At 64.9% G+C, this 17,691-nt stretch carries 17 protein-coding genes; 14 read left to right on the top strand and 3 right to left on the bottom strand.

Annotated features, from left to right (window positions below; all coding sequences use genetic code 11):
- Positions 1-420 precede the first annotated feature (420 nt).
- The 6 genes from rpsL (at position 421) to FE256_RS14400 (ending at position 7,192) form a co-directional block, all read left to right on the top strand.
- Entirely contained in the window at positions 421-789 is a 369-nt protein-coding gene (gene rpsL / locus FE256_RS14425) for a 30S ribosomal protein S12 (protein ID WP_013584051.1), read from the top strand.
- A 5-nt stretch (positions 790-794) separates the two neighbouring features.
- On the top strand, positions 795-1,265 hold the full coding sequence (rpsG, locus tag FE256_RS14420; protein ID WP_022878284.1) for a 30S ribosomal protein S7: 471 nt from the start codon (positions 795-797) through the stop codon (positions 1,263-1,265).
- An 86-nt stretch (positions 1,266-1,351) separates the two neighbouring features.
- Positions 1,352-3,466, top strand: coding sequence for an elongation factor G (gene fusA / locus FE256_RS14415; RefSeq protein ID WP_138176932.1), 2,115 nt, complete (start codon positions 1,352-1,354; stop codon positions 3,464-3,466).
- A gap of 159 nt (positions 3,467-3,625) precedes the next feature.
- Positions 3,626-4,819, top strand: coding sequence for an elongation factor Tu (gene tuf, locus FE256_RS14410; protein WP_077050668.1), 1,194 nt, complete (start codon positions 3,626-3,628; stop codon positions 4,817-4,819).
- A 108-nt stretch (positions 4,820-4,927) separates the two neighbouring features.
- Complete coding sequence (locus FE256_RS14405) at positions 4,928-5,212, top strand: hypothetical protein (protein WP_138176929.1); 285 nt, start codon at positions 4,928-4,930, stop codon at positions 5,210-5,212.
- A 66-nt stretch (positions 5,213-5,278) separates the two neighbouring features.
- Complete coding sequence (locus FE256_RS14400) at positions 5,279-7,192, top strand: DUF4012 domain-containing protein (protein WP_138176926.1); 1,914 nt, start codon at positions 5,279-5,281, stop codon at positions 7,190-7,192.
- Positions 7,193-7,262: 70 nt separating this feature from the next.
- On the opposite strand, the gene lepB is transcribed toward FE256_RS14400, so the two are convergent.
- Together lepB and FE256_RS14390 are read right to left on the bottom strand one after the other, a co-directional pair.
- Positions 7,263-7,982: a signal peptidase I gene (gene lepB / locus FE256_RS14395; RefSeq protein ID WP_138176923.1), complete on the bottom strand. Its 720-nt coding sequence runs from the start codon at positions 7,980-7,982 to the stop codon at positions 7,263-7,265.
- Positions 7,979-8,953: a PqqD family peptide modification chaperone gene (locus FE256_RS14390; protein ID WP_138176920.1), complete on the bottom strand. Its 975-nt coding sequence runs from the start codon at positions 8,951-8,953 to the stop codon at positions 7,979-7,981. Before FE256_RS14390 ends, lepB begins: the two co-directional genes overlap by 4 nt.
- Before the next feature lie 248 nt (positions 8,954-9,201).
- On the opposite strand from FE256_RS14390, the gene FE256_RS14385 reads away from it, so the two are divergent.
- Positions 9,202-10,110 carry a PqqD family protein gene (locus FE256_RS14385; RefSeq protein ID WP_171024353.1) on the top strand — a complete coding sequence of 303 codons (909 nt, stop codon included), beginning with the start codon at positions 9,202-9,204 and terminating at the stop codon, positions 10,108-10,110.
- Here the strand turns inward: FE256_RS14385 and FE256_RS14380 are convergent.
- The gene (locus FE256_RS14380; RefSeq protein ID WP_171024352.1) at positions 10,081-11,040 is read right to left on the bottom strand and encodes a nucleotidyltransferase family protein; all 960 of its coding nucleotides are present in this window, start codon (positions 11,038-11,040) and stop codon (positions 10,081-10,083) included. The two genes, FE256_RS14385 and FE256_RS14380, sit on opposite strands and share 30 nt — an antisense overlap.
- Before the next feature lie 140 nt (positions 11,041-11,180).
- Between FE256_RS14380 and FE256_RS14375 the strand changes: the two genes are divergently transcribed.
- The 7 genes from FE256_RS14375 to FE256_RS14345 all read left to right on the top strand — a co-directional run bounded on the left by FE256_RS14375 (position 11,181) and on the right by FE256_RS14345 (position 17,493).
- Positions 11,181-12,278 carry a glycosyltransferase gene (locus FE256_RS14375; RefSeq protein WP_138176911.1) on the top strand — a complete coding sequence of 366 codons (1,098 nt, stop codon included), beginning with the start codon at positions 11,181-11,183 and terminating at the stop codon, positions 12,276-12,278.
- Positions 12,275-12,739 carry a glycosyltransferase family 28 protein gene (locus FE256_RS14370; protein ID WP_171024351.1) on the top strand — a complete coding sequence of 155 codons (465 nt, stop codon included), beginning with the start codon at positions 12,275-12,277 and terminating at the stop codon, positions 12,737-12,739. The genes FE256_RS14375 and FE256_RS14370 overlap by 4 nt, the downstream gene beginning before the upstream one ends.
- A complete protein-coding gene (locus tag FE256_RS14365; protein WP_171024350.1) occupies positions 12,736-13,272 on the top strand; it encodes a glycosyltransferase in 537 nt (178 codons plus the stop codon). Before FE256_RS14370 ends, FE256_RS14365 begins: the two co-directional genes overlap by 4 nt.
- A gap of 20 nt (positions 13,273-13,292) precedes the next feature.
- On the top strand, positions 13,293-14,564 hold the full coding sequence (locus FE256_RS14360) for an oligosaccharide flippase family protein (RefSeq protein ID WP_171024349.1): 1,272 nt from the start codon (positions 13,293-13,295) through the stop codon (positions 14,562-14,564).
- Positions 14,565-14,802: 238 nt separating this feature from the next.
- Complete coding sequence (locus tag FE256_RS14355; protein ID WP_138176902.1) at positions 14,803-15,516, top strand: hypothetical protein; 714 nt, start codon at positions 14,803-14,805, stop codon at positions 15,514-15,516.
- Between the two features lie 35 nt (positions 15,517-15,551).
- Positions 15,552-16,073 (top strand): acyltransferase, encoded by a 522-nt coding sequence (locus tag FE256_RS18595; RefSeq protein ID WP_212743527.1) that lies wholly within the window; start codon positions 15,552-15,554, stop codon positions 16,071-16,073.
- Between the two features lie 124 nt (positions 16,074-16,197).
- The gene (locus FE256_RS14345; protein ID WP_138176896.1) at positions 16,198-17,493 is read left to right on the top strand and encodes a hypothetical protein; all 1,296 of its coding nucleotides are present in this window, start codon (positions 16,198-16,200) and stop codon (positions 17,491-17,493) included.
- Positions 17,494-17,691 lie beyond the last annotated feature (198 nt).

The raw sequence follows: 17,691 nt of genomic DNA, 5'->3' as shown, positions 1-17,691 counted from the left end.
GGAGGAAACCCCGCGTACGCCCGCGATCGGTCCGACGCGGTCGTACGCGGGGTTTCCTCCTGCTGGCGGCGATCGTCGTCGTCGCCTCTGCGGCCGCCGTCGCGCTGTTCCTGCTGATGGGCTGAGCATCGCGTCGGCCACGTTTGCCCGCACCCTCTCGGGCGCGTATCATTGAGCGGGTGTGCGTTCACGCGCGCCGTGCGTCATGCCCTCGGGCCGGCGACACGGAACAACGCTCGCACCATCTCAGGGAATGACCTGCGAACAGGTCACCCCCACGGCATATCCACCACTACCGCGTCCGATCATTCTGACGCGCGGCGGATCACACGTGAGCCCGACACGTCACGAATCGCAAGATGCGCGAGGTCTCGGGGGAGACACGACGCTGTCACCGTGCAGCACAAACAAGGAGAGAACGTGCCAACCATTCAGCAGTTGGTTCGCAAGGGCCGCTCGCCGAAGGTCTCGAAGACCAAGGCTCCCGCGCTGAAGTCGAACCCCCAGCAGGCCGGCGTGTGCACCCGCGTGTACACCACGACCCCCAAGAAGCCGAACTCGGCGATGCGCAAGGTCGCCCGCGTGAAGCTGCGCAACGGCACCGAGGTCACCGCCTACATCCCCGGTGAGGGTCACAACCTGCAGGAGCACTCGCTCGTGCTCGTCCGCGGTGGTCGTGTGAAGGACCTCCCCGGTGTCCGTTACAAGATCGTCCGCGGTGCGCTCGACACCCAGGCTGTCAAGAACCGTAAGCAGGCTCGCAGCCGCTACGGCGCGAAGAAGGGCTGAGAACCATGCCTCGTAAGGGTCCCGCCCCGAAGCGTCCCGTCGTCAACGACCCGGTGTACGGCGCTCCCGTCGTCACGCAGCTGGTCAACAAGATCCTGGTCGACGGCAAGAAGTCCCTCGCCGAGTCGATCGTCTACGACGCCCTCCGTGGTGTCGAGGCGAAGAACAGCCAGGACGCCGTCGCCACCCTCAAGAAGGCGCTCGACAACGTGCGCCCCACCCTCGAGGTAAAGAGCCGCCGCGTCGGTGGCTCGACCTACCAGGTGCCCGTCGAGGTCAAGCCGCACCGCGCGAACACCCTCGCGCTGCGCTGGCTCGTGAGCTACGCGAAGGGTCGTCGTGAGAAGACGATGACCGAGCGTCTGCAGAACGAGATCCTCGACGCCTCGAACGGCCTCGGTGCCGCGGTCAAGCGCCGCGAGGACACCCACAAGATGGCCGAGTCGAACCGCGCCTTCGCGCACTACCGCTGGTAAAACCCGCGGCGGGTCCGTGAACGCACCCCGGTCACGGACCCGCTAAGGGCCCGGCATCAACCTCCCAACAGGTAAGGAAGACACCCGTGGCACAAGACGTGCTCACCGACCTCCACAAGGTCCGCAACATCGGCATCATGGCGCACATCGATGCCGGCAAGACGACGACGACCGAGCGCATCCTGTTCTACACGGGCGTCAACCACAAGATCGGTGAGACGCACGACGGTGCCGCGACCACCGACTGGATGGAGCAGGAGCAGGAGCGTGGCATCACGATCACCTCCGCCGCCGTCACCTGCTTCTGGGACAAGAACCAGATCAACATCATCGACACCCCTGGACACGTCGACTTCACGGTCGAGGTCGAGCGTTCGCTCCGCGTGCTCGACGGTGCCGTCGCCGTCTTCGACGGCAAGGAGGGCGTCGAGCCCCAGTCCGAGACGGTGTGGCGTCAGGCCGACAAGTACGACGTCCCCCGCATCTGCTTCGTCAACAAGATGGACAAGCTGGGCGCCGACTTCTACTTCACGGTCGACACGATCGTCAACCGCCTGAAGGCCAAGCCGCTCGTCATCCAGCTCCCCATCGGTGCCGAGAACGACTTCGTCGGCGTCATCGACCTCGTCGAGATGCGCGCCCTGGTGTGGCCCGGCGATGCCAAGGGTGACGTGACCATGGGTGCGAAGTACGAGATCCAGGAGATCCCGGCCGACCTCGCAGACAAGGCCGCCGAGTACCGCCAGCAGCTGCTCGAGACCGTCGCCGAGTCCGACGACGCGCTCCTCGAGAAGTTCTTCGGTGGTGAGGAGCTCACGGTCGCCGAGATCAAGGGCGCCATCCGCAAGATGACGATCAACTCGGAGCTGTACCCGGTCCTGTGTGGCTCGGCGTTCAAGAACCGCGGCGTGCAGCCCATGCTCGACGCGGTCGTCGACTACCTCCCCTCGCCCCTGGACGTGCCCGCCATCGAGGCGCACGACCCCAAGGACGAAGAGATCGTCATCGAGCGCCACGCCGACCGCGAGGAGCCGTTCGCGGCGCTCGCGTTCAAGATCGTGACGCACCCGTTCTTCGGTCGCCTCACCTACATCCGCGTCTACTCGGGTCACCTCGACTCCGGCGCCCAGGTCGTCAACGCGACCAAGGGCAAGAAGGAGCGCATCGGGAAGATCTTCCAGATGCACGCCAACAAGGAGATGCCGGTCGACTCGGTCACCGCCGGTCACATCTACGCCGTCATCGGCCTCAAGGACACCACCACCGGTGACACCCTGTGCGACCCGGCCAACCAGGTCGTCCTCGAGTCGATGACGTTCCCGGAGCCGGTCATCGAGGTCGCCATCGAGCCCAAGACCAAGGCCGACCAGGAGAAGCTGGGTGTCGCCATCCAGAAGCTCGCGGAAGAGGACCCGACGTTCCGCGTCGAGCAGAACTCCGAGACCGGTCAGACCGTCATCAAGGGCATGGGCGAGCTGCACCTCGACATCCTCGTGGACCGCATGAAGCGCGAGTTCAAGGTCGAGGCCAACGTCGGAAAGCCGCAGGTGGCCTACCGCGAGACGATCCGCAAGTCGGTCGACCGCCACGACTACACCCACAAGAAGCAGACCGGTGGTTCGGGCCAGTTCGCGAAGATCCAGTTCGCGCTCGAGCCCCTCGAGGTCACGGCCGACAAGACCTACGAGTTCGAGAACAAGGTCACCGGTGGTCGTATCCCGCGCGAGTACATCTCGCCGACCGACCAGGGCTTCCAGGACGCCATGAACGTCGGCGTGCTCGCCGGCTACCCCATGGTGGGTGTCAAGGCGATCCTGCTCGACGGCGCGTCGCACGACGTCGACTCCTCGGAGATGGCGTTCAAGATCGCCGGTTCGATGGGCTTCAAGGAGGCCGTCCGCAAGGCGAACCCCACGATCCTCGAGCCGATCATGGCCGTCGAGGTCCGTACTCCCGAGGAGTACATGGGCGACGTCATCGGTGACCTGAACTCTCGTCGTGGCCAGATCCAGTCGATGGAAGACGCCGCCGGCGTCAAGGTCGTCCGGGCCAACGTGCCGCTGTCGGAGATGTTCGGCTACATCGGTGACCTGCGCTCGAAGACCTCGGGTCGCGCCGTCTACTCGATGGAGTTCGACAGCTACGCCGATGTCCCGAAGGCCGTGGCCGACGAGATCATCCAGAAGAACAAGGGCGAGTAACACCGCTCTCACGGATGCCGGGAGCTCGTGCCCCGGCCGGGTTCCCGGCATCCGCTCAAACTCAATACCGACTCTCTAGTAACCTGAGAACCATCCCCGTAGAGAACCGGTCGCAATCCAGCGCCCGTGACTCTGCACGACCGTCCTGAGGAGGACCCAGTGGCTAAGGCCAAGTTCGAGCGGACCAAGCCGCACGTGAACATCGGAACGATCGGTCACGTCGACCACGGCAAGACCACGCTCACCGCTGCCATCTCGAAGGTGCTCGCCGACAAGTTCCCGTCGGCCACCAACGTTCAGCGTGACTTCGCGTCGATCGACTCGGCGCCGGAAGAGCGCCAGCGCGGTATCACCATCAACATCTCGCACGTCGAGTACGAGACCCCGAAGCGTCACTACGCTCACGTCGACGCGCCCGGTCACGCCGACTACATCAAGAACATGATCACCGGTGCCGCTCAGATGGACGGCGCGATCCTCGTGGTCGCGGCGACCGACGGCCCGATGGCCCAGACGCGTGAGCACGTGCTGCTCGCCAAGCAGGTCGGCGTCCCCTACCTGCTGGTCGCGCTGAACAAGGCCGACATGGTCGACGACGAGGAGATCCTGGAGCTCGTCGAGCTCGAGGTGCGCGAGCTCCTCTCCTCGCAGGACTTCGATGGCGACAACGCCCCCGTCGTGCGCGTCTCGGGCCTCAAGGCTCTCGAGGGCGACGAGCAGTGGGTCAACTCGATCGTCGAGCTCATGGAGGCCGTCGACGAGTCCATCCCCGACCCGGTGCGTGACAAGGACAAGCCGTTCCTCATGCCCATTGAGGACGTCTTCACCATCACCGGTCGTGGAACGGTCGTCACGGGTCGCGCCGAGCGCGGTACCCTCGCGATCAACTCCGAGGTCGAGATCGTCGGCATCCGCCCGACGCAGAAGACCACTGTCACGGGTATCGAGATGTTCCACAAGCAGCTCGACGAGGCCTGGGCCGGCGAGAACTGTGGTCTGCTCCTGCGCGGCACCAAGCGTGACGACGTCGAGCGCGGCCAGGTCGTCGTGAAGCCCGGTTCGGTCACCCCGCACACCAACTTCGAGGGCACGGCGTACATCCTGTCCAAGGAAGAGGGCGGCCGCCACAACCCGTTCTTCACGAACTACCGCCCGCAGTTCTACTTCCGTACCACGGACGTGACCGGCGTCATCACGTTGCCCGAGGGCACCGAGATGGTCATGCCCGGTGACACCACCGAGATGTCGGTCGAGCTCATCCAGCCGATCGCCATGGAAGAGGGCCTCGGCTACGCGATCCGTGAGGGTGGCCGCACCGTCGGTGCCGGTACCGTCACCAAGATCCTCAAGTAAGTCCTCTTCGGACTGACCGGCAAGGGCCGGGCCTTCGGGCCCGGCCCTTCGCCGTGCGTGGGGGTCGCCCTTCGGGGCCGTGCGATGTCGCCGGGTAGAGTCGCTCGGGTGAAGCCGCTCTCCCGCATCCTCGGCGTCGTGTCCCTCCTGCTAGCGATCGCGGCGGCGGGGGTGCCGGCGATCGGTGCGCTGCTGCTCCTCCAGGCGGATTCCTCCACGATCGTCGACCGGGCGCCGCTGCTCGGCCTGGCCGCCGCCGGGGTCGGGGTGGTGCTGGCCGTCGTCGGGTACGTCGTCGGACGACGGTCGGGCACGACGGCCCTGCCGATCATCGGTGGGCTCAGCTCGGTCTTCGTCGGGGTCGGCTTCGCGCTGGCGCCTCTCTTCGTGTGACGGAGCGCGATGCCGATGGGCGGGCGAACAGAAGCCGTCCAGGTCGTCTGACCTAGGATTCAGCGCATGGGTGAGAACCTCCGTCGGGATGCCAGGAACAGTGCGTCGTCGAATCCGCGCAACGCCGAGTCCTCCGCCCTCGCGGCGGAGCACGGCGCGGACACCACCGAGGGGACGGGGGCGACGTCGCGTCGTCGGCGCGCGTGGCCCTGGGTCGTGGGAGGAGTGCTGGGTGTCCTCGGCGGAACGGTCGCGGTGGTCGGCGTCTTGGGCGCCACCCTGGCCGTCCAGGCCATGGAGGTGCGCGAAGACCTCTTGGTCTCCAAGGCCGTCCTCGGAAAGCTCACGTCCCTCGTCGAGGCGAAGGACGAGGCAGGCCTCCAGGCGGCGGCGGAGGACGTGAGCGTGCGCACAGCCCGTGCAGCCGCGACCGTGCAGGGGCCCCTGTGGCAGATGGCATCCGACGTCCCCGTCGTCGGGGCGAACATCGACGCCGTCTCGCGCGTGACCCGGGCGGTCGACATCCTCGTGCGCGACGCGTTGCCGCCCGGGATGCAGATGATCGCCGACCTCGACATCAAGAAGCTCGCGCTCGAGGGCGGCGGTTTCGATCTTCAGCCGTTCCAGCAAGCGCAGGCGTCGATCCCCGTCGTGTCGCAGGCGTTCACGGCCGCGAAGGCCGAGACGGACGGCATCCGGTCGGATCAGCTCCTCGGACCCGTCGCGGGACCGGTGGGCGAGATCCGCGACGTGATCGACCGGACGGCCCCGACCCTCGACGTCGTGAACCGGTACCTCCCGACCCTGCTGAGCATGGCGGGCGGCGAGGGGAGCAAGACGTATCTCATCGTCTTCCAGAACAACGCCGAGATCCGGGCCACCGGCGGAAACCCGGCGGCGAGCATCATCATGAAGGTCGACCAGGGCAAGTTCGAGCTGCTGGACCAGGCGAGCTCGGCGACGTTCTACGAGGAGGGCACCGCGGGAGAGCAGTTCAGCGACATCCCCGCGGAGACGCTCGGTCTGTATCCGTCCACGTTCGCGCGCTACTCGCAGGACTACACGATGACGCCGAGCTACCCGACGACCGTGCAGCTCTTCCAGGACCTCTGGAACCGGACGAACGGCGAGCGGTTCGACGGGGTGATCTCGATCGACCCGGTCGTCCTGTCGCACATGCTCGCCGTCGCTGGCCCGGTCGATGTCGCGGGCGAGCAGATCACGAGCGACAACGCCGTGAAGGTGCTGCTCAGCGACGCGTACGAGCGGTTCCCGTCCGGCCGCGACTCGGACGTGTTCTTCTCGGAGGTTTCGCGCGCGGTCTTCACCCACCTGACCTCGGGCGCGTGGGATCCGGCGAAGATGCTGGACGCGCTCAGCACCTCGGCGCAGGAGCAGCGGCTGCTGTTGTCGTTCACCGACGAGGAGGCGCAGCGACTGTCCCGGGAGCTCGGGCTGGACGGCGCGCTGCGCATGGACAACACCGAGGCCACGCAGGTGGGGACTTATCTCAACGACTACTCGGTCGGAAAGCTCGAGTACCACCTCACCCAGTCGGTCGCGGCGACGTGCGACGCCACCGCGCGAACGATCACCACGTCGACGACGTTGACGAACTCGATCCCGGACAGCATCCAGAGCAAGTACACGCTCGGCGCCCGCAACGGCAACTTCGGCCTGCCGCGGACGTCGATGATGCTGGACGTGCTGTTCTTCGCGCCGCCCGGGGGTCAGGTGATCGCGACGGAGCCGGCGACGAGCGAGAAGTCCGGCTTCGACCGTTCCGGGTCCCAGGACGGCAACAGCGCGCTGAGCCGGCTCGTGGTGGTCCCTCAGGGGCAATCGCGGACGGTGTCGTCGACCGTCCAGCTGCCCGAGGGTCCGCTCGGCCCGCTGCAGCTGCGGCACACGCCCACGGCGTCGGCGACCCCGGTCACGGTCGACGCATCCTGCGGTGCGCTGTTCGCCGCAGCGGGCTGAGAGGCGCTGCGGACGACCGCGCCGCAGGGTCGTGGCATCCAGTGGCCGGCGTCCTCCGCAGACGGCGCGTTCAGCCGCCGTCGGAGAACAGGCGGAGGCGGTCGAGCGGCCACACGATCGAGACGACCTTCCCGAGCATGTCCCCGCGGGGGACGAAGCGCGCGCACCCGGCCGACGCAGAGGGGATTCCTCGGCACGCGATCACCGAATCAGCGGAATTCGCCCGATTATCGCCCATCACGAGGAACTCGTCGGCAGGAACGGTGATCGGTCCGAAGCAGCGGGGCGACAACGGGGTGGTGGTGCAGTCGCTCACCCCGGGGGTGAAGGGAAGGTCCTTCACGACGTACTCTTCGGCGAGCGGGATGCCGTTCACCTCTACCGCGCCCTGGTCGGTGCAGCAGCGGACGGTCGACCCCGGTTCGCCGATGATGCGTTTGACGAGCGCGTCGTGGTTGCTCGGACCGAACCCGACGATGTCGCCGACCCAGCCGACCGCGATGCGGAGAGGACTGCGGTCTGCAGTCGGGCCCCAGCTCTCCGGGCGCGAGAACACCGCGATGTCGCCGGCCCCGGGAGCGGAGACGGAGTAGGCGATGCGGCTCGCGAGGATGCGGTCACCGGTCTCCAGGGTGGGGGACATGGACTCGGATGGGACCTGGAACGGCTTGATCACGAAACCCTGCACGAGTGCGAGCAGGAGGAGAGCCAGCGCGAGATGCGTGAGGGGGGAACGACGAACGCGTCGCCAGCGGGTCGGCGGGGCCGTGGTGTCGGCGGAGGAGGTCATGCGGGCGAGACGAAGCCGTGGGTGCGGAGGTCGTCGAGCGTCTCGGCGATCAGCTCCTCGGCCGCGCCGTCGGCAGGGGCGCCGAACGCGGTGATCGCCGCCGCCGTGATCTGCTCGGACGTTGCGCCCTCGAGGCACATTCTCCAGACGAGACAGCCCCGGTGGTCGAGGGCGGTGACGACGCCATCGCGAAGGATGCATGCGCGGCCCTCGACCAGAATCGCGTCGTCGACCTCGGCGCAGCGCCAGGGGCCTGTCTGCGCAGGGCGTGGCGCCACCGACCATTCCTGAGCGGCGGCGGGCCGCGACGCGAACATCGCCGTGACCATCGCCGGCAGCTCAGCGGCATCCCGGTAGACGAGGCGCGTGACGGCACCCACCTGATCCACGATTCGCGCGATGTACTGCAGGGGCGAGGGGAGCTCGGGCAGATAGCTGATCTGCGGGGTCAGCTCGCAGATGGCGTCGACGAGATCGACGGTCCGAACACCGGGGTCGTCGGTGTCGGGCTGACGCTCGAGGAGGGTGATGCCGGCCAGACGCAAGGGCGCATCGGGGAGCGGCCGCAGGCCCAGGTCGCTCGGAGCGATCTGCTGTTTGAAGGGCTTTCCGTCGACGATCACCGAGAGCGGTTTGCGGTAGGGCCAGACGGCCAGGTCGAGGTCGACTGCGACGCTCTCGTCGCTGACATACCCAAAGTGCCGGCCGAGGTGGGTCGCGGCGGTCGTCTTACCGCGCCCGGAGGGACCGACCAGCGCGAGGACGCGTCCGTCGTCTGCGGTGACACCCGCGGCGTGGAGGAGGAGCCGGGTACCCCGGAGTGCATCCAGGGCGGCGAGGGTGACCCGGGTGGAGAGGTCGGAGAGGCCGCGAGCGAGGTCGTCGAACATCGTCTCGGAGACCCCGAGCGTGCGAAGAGGGCCGCCAACGCCGGTCGGGACGAGGCAGTCCCGCCATACTGCGGCAATCAATCTCCGAGTCTCATCCGGGAGCTGGACAGCACCCGTAAGCCGGAACTGCGCCCCGAGGGCATCGATCGAGGGAGGATCGGGCGTGGCGAACTGCATTGTCCCAGTCTCCTCTGCCGTCGGGACCCACTGTTCTAGTTGGAACAGGACTACGGGTCCGGCTCATGATACCGAGGGCCTGACCCCCGGCCGTCACAGCACGGATGGCAGTATCGAAAGGGATGACACGACGGAGTAAGGACGGAACACCGGTGACGCACGAAACCCCGCGGGAGCACATCTGGCTTGTTCGGGGCGCGCTACAGGACGTCGAGTCTGGTGAACTCGTCTTGGTCGTCGGCGGGACGGAAGCGGAGGGGCGGCAGATTGCCGTTGATCGTGCCGGGCGAGTTGACTCCAACGGACGGCTGCGAGAACTTTCCGGCGTGGCCTTCGCTGCCGAAGACGGCTCCCTCGGTGGTGCCGAGGCGATCCACAGGGCCTTCGAGTCGACCATTCGGGGAGCCGATCGCCCCGGGCTTTTGTCCTTTTTGCGAGCGATGATTGACGAGCAAATGCCGATGGGACCGAAGATTGGGCTCGTCGTTTTCTCGGCCGCCCCGGCTCGCGTTCCCTGGAACGGCGGGTTGGACCTTTCTCGGCGTTCCACTTCCGCGCGGCCGGACGGGCTGTGGCGCGGAGGCGTGAAGGAAGCAGTGCGGGCCGCGAGCTCAGTAGTCGTTCTCACGCAGGACAATCGACTCGTCATCCTGGCTGATGACCTCCTGACAGTCTGGTGCCGGCTGAATGGAACACCCGGCGACGAGCTCGCCCGGTCGTTGGGCTTCGCACCGACCCGGCTGAATCACGCCGTTCGGTCGCTCCGCGAGCTTGGTGTGATGGCCGCCGACGCGCAATGGAGCCTCGCCGATGACGTCGTATGTGCGACGACCGACCAAGCTGAGGTCTATCTCGCCCGTCGCGCGTCAATGGAACCCCCCGTGGTGCTGGACGGCTGGGGAGCGGCCATCTGGTCGATCGTCGCGGAGATCGGGCCGATCTCCGCCGCACAGATCGTCGCGCGACTGAGTGAGGAAGCGGAGTCTCTGCACGACGACATCGCGAACGACGTGGAGGCGTTCCTCGTAGATCTAGGTCAGCGGGGTCTGGTTCGTTGCTGAGGATGCGGAGTCTTCTCTCCGGCTGAAGCGGCGCATTCTTCGCGCATAGGACACCATTCGAGGAATCGCGGCGACGCCACCCTTCCAGCGTCGCGCGTACGCAAGGAAGAGGCCCCAACGGCCAGGACCCACCTCGTGGAAAAGGCGGAACGTCCTCTCGGGAGGGAAAACTGCGCGCCATACCACGACGAATCGTGCCCACCCGCGGGCGCGGACCAGTTCGGAAACATGGGCGAGATCGCCGTGCGGCGCATCGGAGATCGCGAGATCCCATTCCGTGAGAAGTCGCTTTTCCTCGCTGCCCGGGGGTGGGAACTGCCACCCCCACGATCCGAGGCGTTCGCGAAGGGGCTCCACCGCCCCGAGCGTCACCGCTCGCTCTCGAAGCCTCAGGAAGGCTTCGGGGGGCATGTTCCGAGCCCCTTCCTCGAGTTGCTCCAGCTGGGCGACATTTCCATCGCGGAGAGAATGGAGCATCGCGAGGAGCCAGTGATCGGCGGTTTGGGGGATGGGGCACCATTGTCCGCCCAACTCGACGAACTCTCTTGCGGCCCAGATCTCGTCGAAAAGGTGCGTCGGCGGGGCGAAGAAGCCGGGGTAGCACCGGTGGACGTCCAACGCGATCGGCCAGCCTGGCCCGTTGAGGGTGACCGAGTGAACCGTGAAAACGCTGGCCGGCCCTGTGAGGGGCGCAAGGACCTTCTCGTCGCGGTCGTACCAGCCGCGCGACTTCATCTCAGCGACGAATATCTCGAAGTCTGCCGGTGCCACCCAGATGTCGACGTCACCGGAAGTACGGGGAGGGCGTAGACCCTGGATTGAAAGGCCCTGCCCCTTGATGATGAGAGCGCGAGATCCGACTTCCCGCGCGACGCCTAGAACGACGGCGGGAAGCAGCTCGACGGCTTCGGCGGTCCGCAACTCCGGCACGCTAAGAGCCCTTCGTCCGCCGTACGCAATCGAGTCCGTTATGTCATTAGACGGACACACATGAATGGTACCGTCTCATCCGCGGCCTAGCCCGATGACCTATCTGGCACCGCACGCGATCACCCGGGGGTATCCACTACATGGCGAGGATCATCTTCCTCCAACCGCACCTAAGGTTCGGCGGCGCGGAACGTCAGACGGTCATCGTAGCCAACCACTTGGCGAGTCAAGGCCACGAGATCCACGTCATCCTCCATCGCGGCGGGCAGGGGCTTGCGTCCGAGATCTCAGATGGCGTGATCGTTCACGATCTCGGGCTCGAGAGCCACCTGGCTACTGCGGACGTCGCTCGTCGTCTTTATGTCGTCCTGCGGCGCATCCCGCCCGCGCTCGTGATCGTCAAGCTGTGGTCGAGCATCTTGGCCTGCGCCATGGTCGATGGTCTTCCGGGCGCGCGCCACCATGTCTACAACTACTGCGAGGACCTCGACCCGACCGATCACGCCGAGTACATCCGCTTCGGCCGCGCCAAGCAGAGCCTCATCGGTTGGATCTTCAATCACCGCGAGCACATCAGCGCCAACACGCAGACCGTCGCGGACTCGATGGTGGACGTCTACCGTCTCCGGACGCGGCCGGCGATCATTCCGAGCACCGTCGATATCGCCAAGACCAATGATCTCGTCGCGTCCGCCTCGGTGGACTTCGGGTCTGGCCAGCACATCGTGTCGGTCAGCAGCCTGATTCGTCGGAAGGGTTTGGACATCACCCGCGACGCGTTGCTCTCCATCGATCGCCCGTTGCACTGGCACATTGTCGGCGAAGGGCCGTTGCGCGAGGAACTCGACGCGTTCGACGACCCGCGCGGGCTCTTGACTATCACGGCGCACGGCGGGCACAGCAACCCGTACCCGTTCATGGCCGCGGCCGATGTCCTCGTCCACAGCGCGCGAAGCGAAGCGTGGGGCATCGTGCTCCTGGAATCCATGGCGGTGGGCACGCCTGTCCTCGCGGCCGACGCCATCGGGCCGGACGAGATGCATCGCGCTCTGGGGGACCGCGACGACATCATGCGCACTTATCCGGTCGGCGATTCCGCTGCCCTGGCCGATGGAGTGGTCGACATGCTCGACGGCGCCGTCGCACCGGCCGAGGAGATGATCGACTACATCCGCCCCTTCTCGATGCAGAGCGCTGCGGACATGTGGGTGCAGCGGGCGGAGAGGCTCACCTCGTGACCACATCTACGCGTGTCCTGTTCGTGTGCAGCAGCGGCGGTCACCTCGACCAGCTGCTTGCTCTTCTACCCCAGCCCGAGGGCGTGGATATCGCGATCGCCACGTTCCTGAAGCCCGACGCGGCCAGCAAGATCAGCGGAATGAGGTCCTACGGCCTGTACTGGCCGACGAATCGAAGCGTCAAGGCGTTGCTCATCAATCTCAAGCGAGCGTTCTCGGTGCTGAGACGAGAGCGCCCAGAGATCATCGTGAGCAGTGGGGCGGCGGCGGCGGTCCCCTTTTTCTTCGCCGGGAAGCTCTTCTTCGATACGAAGAACGTATTCATCGAGTGCTTCGATCGCGTCGACAACGCCACGATGACCGCCAGGCTGACGAAGCCGGTCACGGATCTTTATGTGTGCCAGTGGGATACGCAGCTGACGGACTACCCGCATCGGGAACAGGTGACGAGAAGCCGATGAACATTTACGTCTCCGTCGGAACCCATGAGCAACCGTTCCAGCGCTTGCTCGACGCCGTCGCTCTTGCCGTTGACGAGGCGGGAGACCACCGCTACATCGTCCAGTACGGCGTCGGGGAGTGGTCTGCGATTTCCGATCGCGTCGAGCGTGCGGTCGACTACCTTACGCCTCAGGGCGTCGCCGAGTCGCTGGAGTGGGCCGACATTTTCATATCGCAGGCCAGTCCCGGCAATGTCTTTGGCGCCCTGGATGCCGGTGTGTGGCCGTTGGTCCTCGGTCGACGTCACGCGAACGCCGAGCACGTCGACGATCATCAAGTGCGATTCGCCTCGGTACTGGAAGAGATGGGGCTGGCGACCGACATCCACGACGCTGGCACACTCGCCCACAAGATCGCCGAGGCGGCTACCGTCGATCCCGAGGAACGCCGGGCACGGATCGCGGATGCCATGCGGTCGAGCGAGGCGCGCCGAGAGATGTTCCGCGAGCAGACGTGGTCGTTGATCCTTGGATTGCGTGGCGCGCGCGCGTGAGCGGCTCGCACGCCCGCCATGTGGCGCTGTCCATCCTGGGCAATGGATTTCCGCCGATAGCCGTCCTCGTCACGGCGCCGATTCTGGCGCGCGCGCTCGATGTCGACGGGCGAGGAGATCTCGCGGCCGCGACGGCGCCGTTCATGCTGGCGGTCGCCATCGCGACGCTGGGCCTGCCTGATGCAGTTACGAACGTCCTCGCCCGGAGATCGTACCTCCGACGCGTGACGTGGCTCGCGCTGGTGTCGTCCCTGCTGGGCACGGGGATGCTCTCCGTAGTGATCGTGTGGCTGGCCTCCCCTATCCTCACGCAAGGCGGTTCGTCCGGGCTCGCTACGCTGATGACCATCGCGACAGTGGCAACGATCCCGGGCCTCTTGGTCGCGTTGTTGCGCGGGACAGCCGCTGGGCTGCACATGTGGGGAGTTGTCGCAACGGAGCGCGTTCTGAACGGCAGCCTGCGCATCGCCGGAATCGTCGGCTTCGCTCTCGCGGGCCAGCTCACGCTCTTCACTGCCACGCTCGTCACCGTGCTCGGTCCAGTTCTTGCCGGTTTCGCCTACGTGCGACTCATCGGGGCGAAGCCGAGTTTGGCTCGTAGCTCTCGACCCACATCCTCCCGTCGTACGTTCGCGTATGGGACGAAGGCGTGGCTCGGATCGGTTGCGGGGGTGCTGCTCATGCGCATCGATCAGCTCCTGATCCTCCCCCTGGGAGGTGCGGCGCAGCTGGGTCTCTATGCGGTCGCTGTCAACGTGAGCGAAGTGCCGCTGATCATCAACTCCGCGACGCGAGAGGTTATGTTCTCCAGCGACGCCGCGCAACGGGACAATGCTCGGGCGGGTCTGGCCGCTCGAGCGACCTTCATCGCCTGTCTGCTCTGTGCCATCGTCGTTCTCGCGCCGATCGGGTGGTGGCTCCCGCTCGTTTTCGGCGTCGAGTTCTCGGGGGCTATCCCCATCGCCTTGGTTGCGGCCCTCGCGGTCGTCGTAGGCGTGCCGGGCTCCATCGCGGGCGCGACGCTGAGTGCGCGAGGGCGCCCAGAGCTGCGCAGCTACAGCATCCTCGTCGCCTGCGCACTCAACGTTGTTTTGCTATTCGTTCTGGTTCCGCCGCTGGGCGGGGTCGGTGCGGCGCTCGCGACGCTGGCGGGTAACGTCGTATCCAGCAATATGTGCATCGCTTGGACTGTCAAGTACCACGGGTTCATCTGGTCCGACTTCTACAAGTTGCGTTCTACTGATCTTGCAGCGCTAAAGCGCGCGTTGGGTCGGATCCTCAGGCGCAGATGACAACGTCTGGTGCCGTCGTCAGGGAGCGATGCTCTGTGCAACACAGCGCATCGAGGTAATGTGTAAACCTCACTAGGAGACTCGAATAATGCTTTCAACAGCGCGGAGACTGTCATTCATTCCCACGGTCCGCCGAGCGTATCTTTTCGTGCTCATGAGTCTGACAAATCTGTGGTCCAGACGTAGCGTGCGAGGGGGCTCGCCCGCAGTCGTCTCCCTTACAACTTATGGGCCGCGCGTGTCCAGTGTGCATCTCACCATTGAGAGCATTGCGCGAGGGAAGGCGCGCCCGCGAAAGCTCATTCTGTGGCTGGACAGCGAGGCTGATCTCGACGCTGCTGTTAAGAGTCCAGGTTTGGCTCGCTTAAGACGGCGGGGGCTGGAGATCCGCCGTTCCGAACCGATGGGGCCGCATGGCAAGTATTACCCCTACGTTGCGAGCGAGTACGGTCACGCGTTGCCTCTCGCCACCGCGGACGACGACATTCTCTACCCGCGGTCGTGGCTCGTCGGCCTCGTCGCAGCGCAGACGCAGGATCCCTCGTCCATCCACTGTTATCGCGCGCATCGCATCGGGCTCATTGGCAATAAGATGGCCCCGTATATGAGTTGGGTACCCGTCAAGGGAACGGCGCCTAGCCATAGGAACTTTCTCACTGGCGTGTCTGGTGTGATATACCCGACTGAATATTTGGACTTCCTGCATCAAAAAGGTGAGGCTTTCCGGGCAGTAGCCCCTAAAGCTGACGATGTGTGGCTCAATGCCTGTGCCGTCGAAGCAGGCTTTAGGGTTTCGCAGATCCGGGAGAACGCCTTGTTTTTCTCCGTGATACCGGGGAGCCAAAGAGTGGCGCTTTGGCGCCACAACGTGGGCGGAAACGATCCCCAGATCGATCGCGCATATACGCCACCTATTTTGTCCGCAGTTCTCGAGGATGGTCGGGAGAAGTGAAGCGTCTCATCCCAGCCTCATTGCAGTTCTACATCATGTCTAAGCTGGTGGGTGGCCCGCGAGCTGCGCGTCAGTTGGGGGTCGCCGTTGGCGAAGGATGTCGTATTTACTCGATGGATGTGGCTTCCGAACGGTGGTTGCTTAGCATCGGGAATCGAGTGACGGTCAGCGTGGGAGTGCAATTCATAACACACGACGGGACCGGATGGCTCGTTTCAAAGGGTGATCTCCGTCGTTACCGGTATGCTCCTATATCGATCGGGGACCGATCTTTCATTGGATCGCGGAGCATTATCATGCCCGGTGTGCGGATCGGAAGCGACGTGATCGTAGCTGCGGGAAGCGTCGTCACGAAGTCGGTGCCAGACGGGTGTGTGGTCGGAGGAAACCCGGCTCGAGTGATCGCCATGTCGAGAGACTTGTTGGCCCGAATCCAAAGAGACTGGCCCAGCAGCGAGGACATGGTGGGTGAGACGTATCGTCAGCGAGTCGATTCGATCGTCGATCCAAGATGGAAGCCCTATCTGTCGAACCCTGAGGACGGGGCAAATTCGTAACTGCGCCCCATCGCCCGGTGTAGATCTTTACGCAGATCGCTCGCGTAAACTCCTCACAGACCTCCACCCGCGCACCCCCGCCACGACCGTCGGTTGGATGCCTTGAGCGACTGGGAGATATAGCATGGTACAGCTCGTTATTTGGGGCATTGTTTGCGTTGCGGTGGCGCTGTCCCTACAGAAGAGGCCGACTCTTGTGCTGGCCATAGTTCTGATCCTTCGGCTTCTCATTCCGTCGCAAGCGGGCTGGGTCTTGATCGGTAATTGGCAGGGTTATGCAGCGTTGCATCCGGCCACTCTGCTTCTGATCGTTTGGGCTGCTTTCGCCCTTCTCTCCAATGCGCCAGGTGTTGCGCGAGAGTGGCGCGCGCACTGGGCAATACACTCCCTCCTGGCCCTCTGTGTCACGCTGGCTGTGGTTATGGCCGTGACCCTGACGGGGCCGACTGCGCTGTTCGGTCTAACAAATTCACTTCTTTCCAGCATTTTGTACTTCTTCTGCCTCCGGGTGGTTCAAGGGTCCGACGCTGACGCGGTTCCCATAATCGTCCGTGTTTTCGTCTTGACTATGGTTGTCGAGTCGATTCTTGTTATTGTGCAGTGGCTAGCGGGGTCGAACCTGCCCTGGGCGGCGGTCGCGGGCGTTCAGCCCGGCAGCCGGCCCGTCGGCACGTTCGACAGTCCTCTGGACCTTGGCTTGGCTGCCGCGATTGCGATTCCTTTACTCGTAACAGTGAGGAGCCCTCTGCCGAGGTACGTGGCATTGGTGCTGCTCCTGGCGGCGGTCGTTCTATCCGAATCACGCACTCCGACGATCATGGCAGTGGTCGCAACCATAATCATCTTGGTCTTGGCGATACGAAGCTTGCGCTCCCTCATAACGATGGTGATCGTCGTAGGTGTGGGAATTGTTGCCTTCATAAATCTTCCGGTACTCGACGGTCTTGTCGAACGATTTTCTGGCGACGACGGTAGTTCTTCCGCCGCGCGAAGTGTGGCCACCGAATACATATTGGAGAACATTGGCTCGGTTGTCGTGTTCGGGAATGGCTGGGGATCGAGCTACGCCATGAAGGGTACCGTTCTCGAGACGAGTCTCGAGAACGGTTACGCAATCCTCGCCTTCGACCTGGGAGGGCTCGCGGTCATCGCCCTCCTCGCTGCACAGCTGCTGATATTGTTTAGTAGGCGCGGAATGCCGGGGGCCTGGCTTGCCGCGTTTTTCGCTGTATTGGGTGGATTCACGTACTCCGGGATCACTACGATGAGCGCGATATCGATGGTGATCTGGGCGGTTCTCGCTGCACGCCTCAGCCCTCGTCCCCTTAAAGCAGAAACCCTGCACAACGAACAGCTCAGCACCGCCGCCATGCCCCAAGACAAGCCGCCGCTGTCGCCGCTGGGGAAGGGCAAATTCTAGCTATCCGCGCGCTCTTCAATCTCGCTTGTGCGCGCCCGTCGATCGGCATGGTGGGACCGGAAGCCTGTCAAGGGGCGAGGGTGATGTCGATGTAGGGGGCGGTGCCGCCTTCGCGGGTGGTGAGGGTGACAGCGATCGCGGTTGCGCCGGCGTCGTCTTGAGTGAACCCGAGTGTGTAGGCGCCGGGGGTGCCGGTCG

The sequence above is a fragment of the Microbacterium sp. 5K110 genome, from assembly GCF_005774735.1.
Taxonomy (GTDB): Bacteria; Actinomycetota; Actinomycetes; order Actinomycetales; family Microbacteriaceae; genus Microbacterium.
This window is presented reverse-complemented; position numbering and strand designations above follow the sequence as displayed.

Bases quoted from the DNA above. Each gene is read 5' to 3' on its own strand.
- FE256_RS14400 (WP_138176926.1), top strand. From the start codon at position 5,279: ATGGGTGAGAACCTCCGTCGGGATGCCAGGAACAGTGCGTCGTCGAAT.
- FE256_RS14375 (WP_138176911.1), top strand. From the start codon at position 11,181: ATGGCGAGGATCATCTTCCTCCAACCGCACCTAAGGTTCGGCGGCGCG.
- rpsG (WP_022878284.1), top strand. From the start codon at position 795: ATGCCTCGTAAGGGTCCCGCCCCGAAGCGTCCCGTCGTCAACGACCCG.
- FE256_RS18595 (WP_212743527.1), top strand. From the start codon at position 15,552: ATGTCTAAGCTGGTGGGTGGCCCGCGAGCTGCGCGTCAGTTGGGGGTC.
- lepB (WP_138176923.1), bottom strand. From the start codon at position 7,982: ATGACCTCCTCCGCCGACACCACGGCCCCGCCGACCCGCTGGCGACGC.
- FE256_RS14345 (WP_138176896.1), top strand. From the start codon at position 16,198: ATGGTACAGCTCGTTATTTGGGGCATTGTTTGCGTTGCGGTGGCGCTG.
- FE256_RS14365 (WP_171024350.1), top strand. From the start codon at position 12,736: ATGAACATTTACGTCTCCGTCGGAACCCATGAGCAACCGTTCCAGCGC.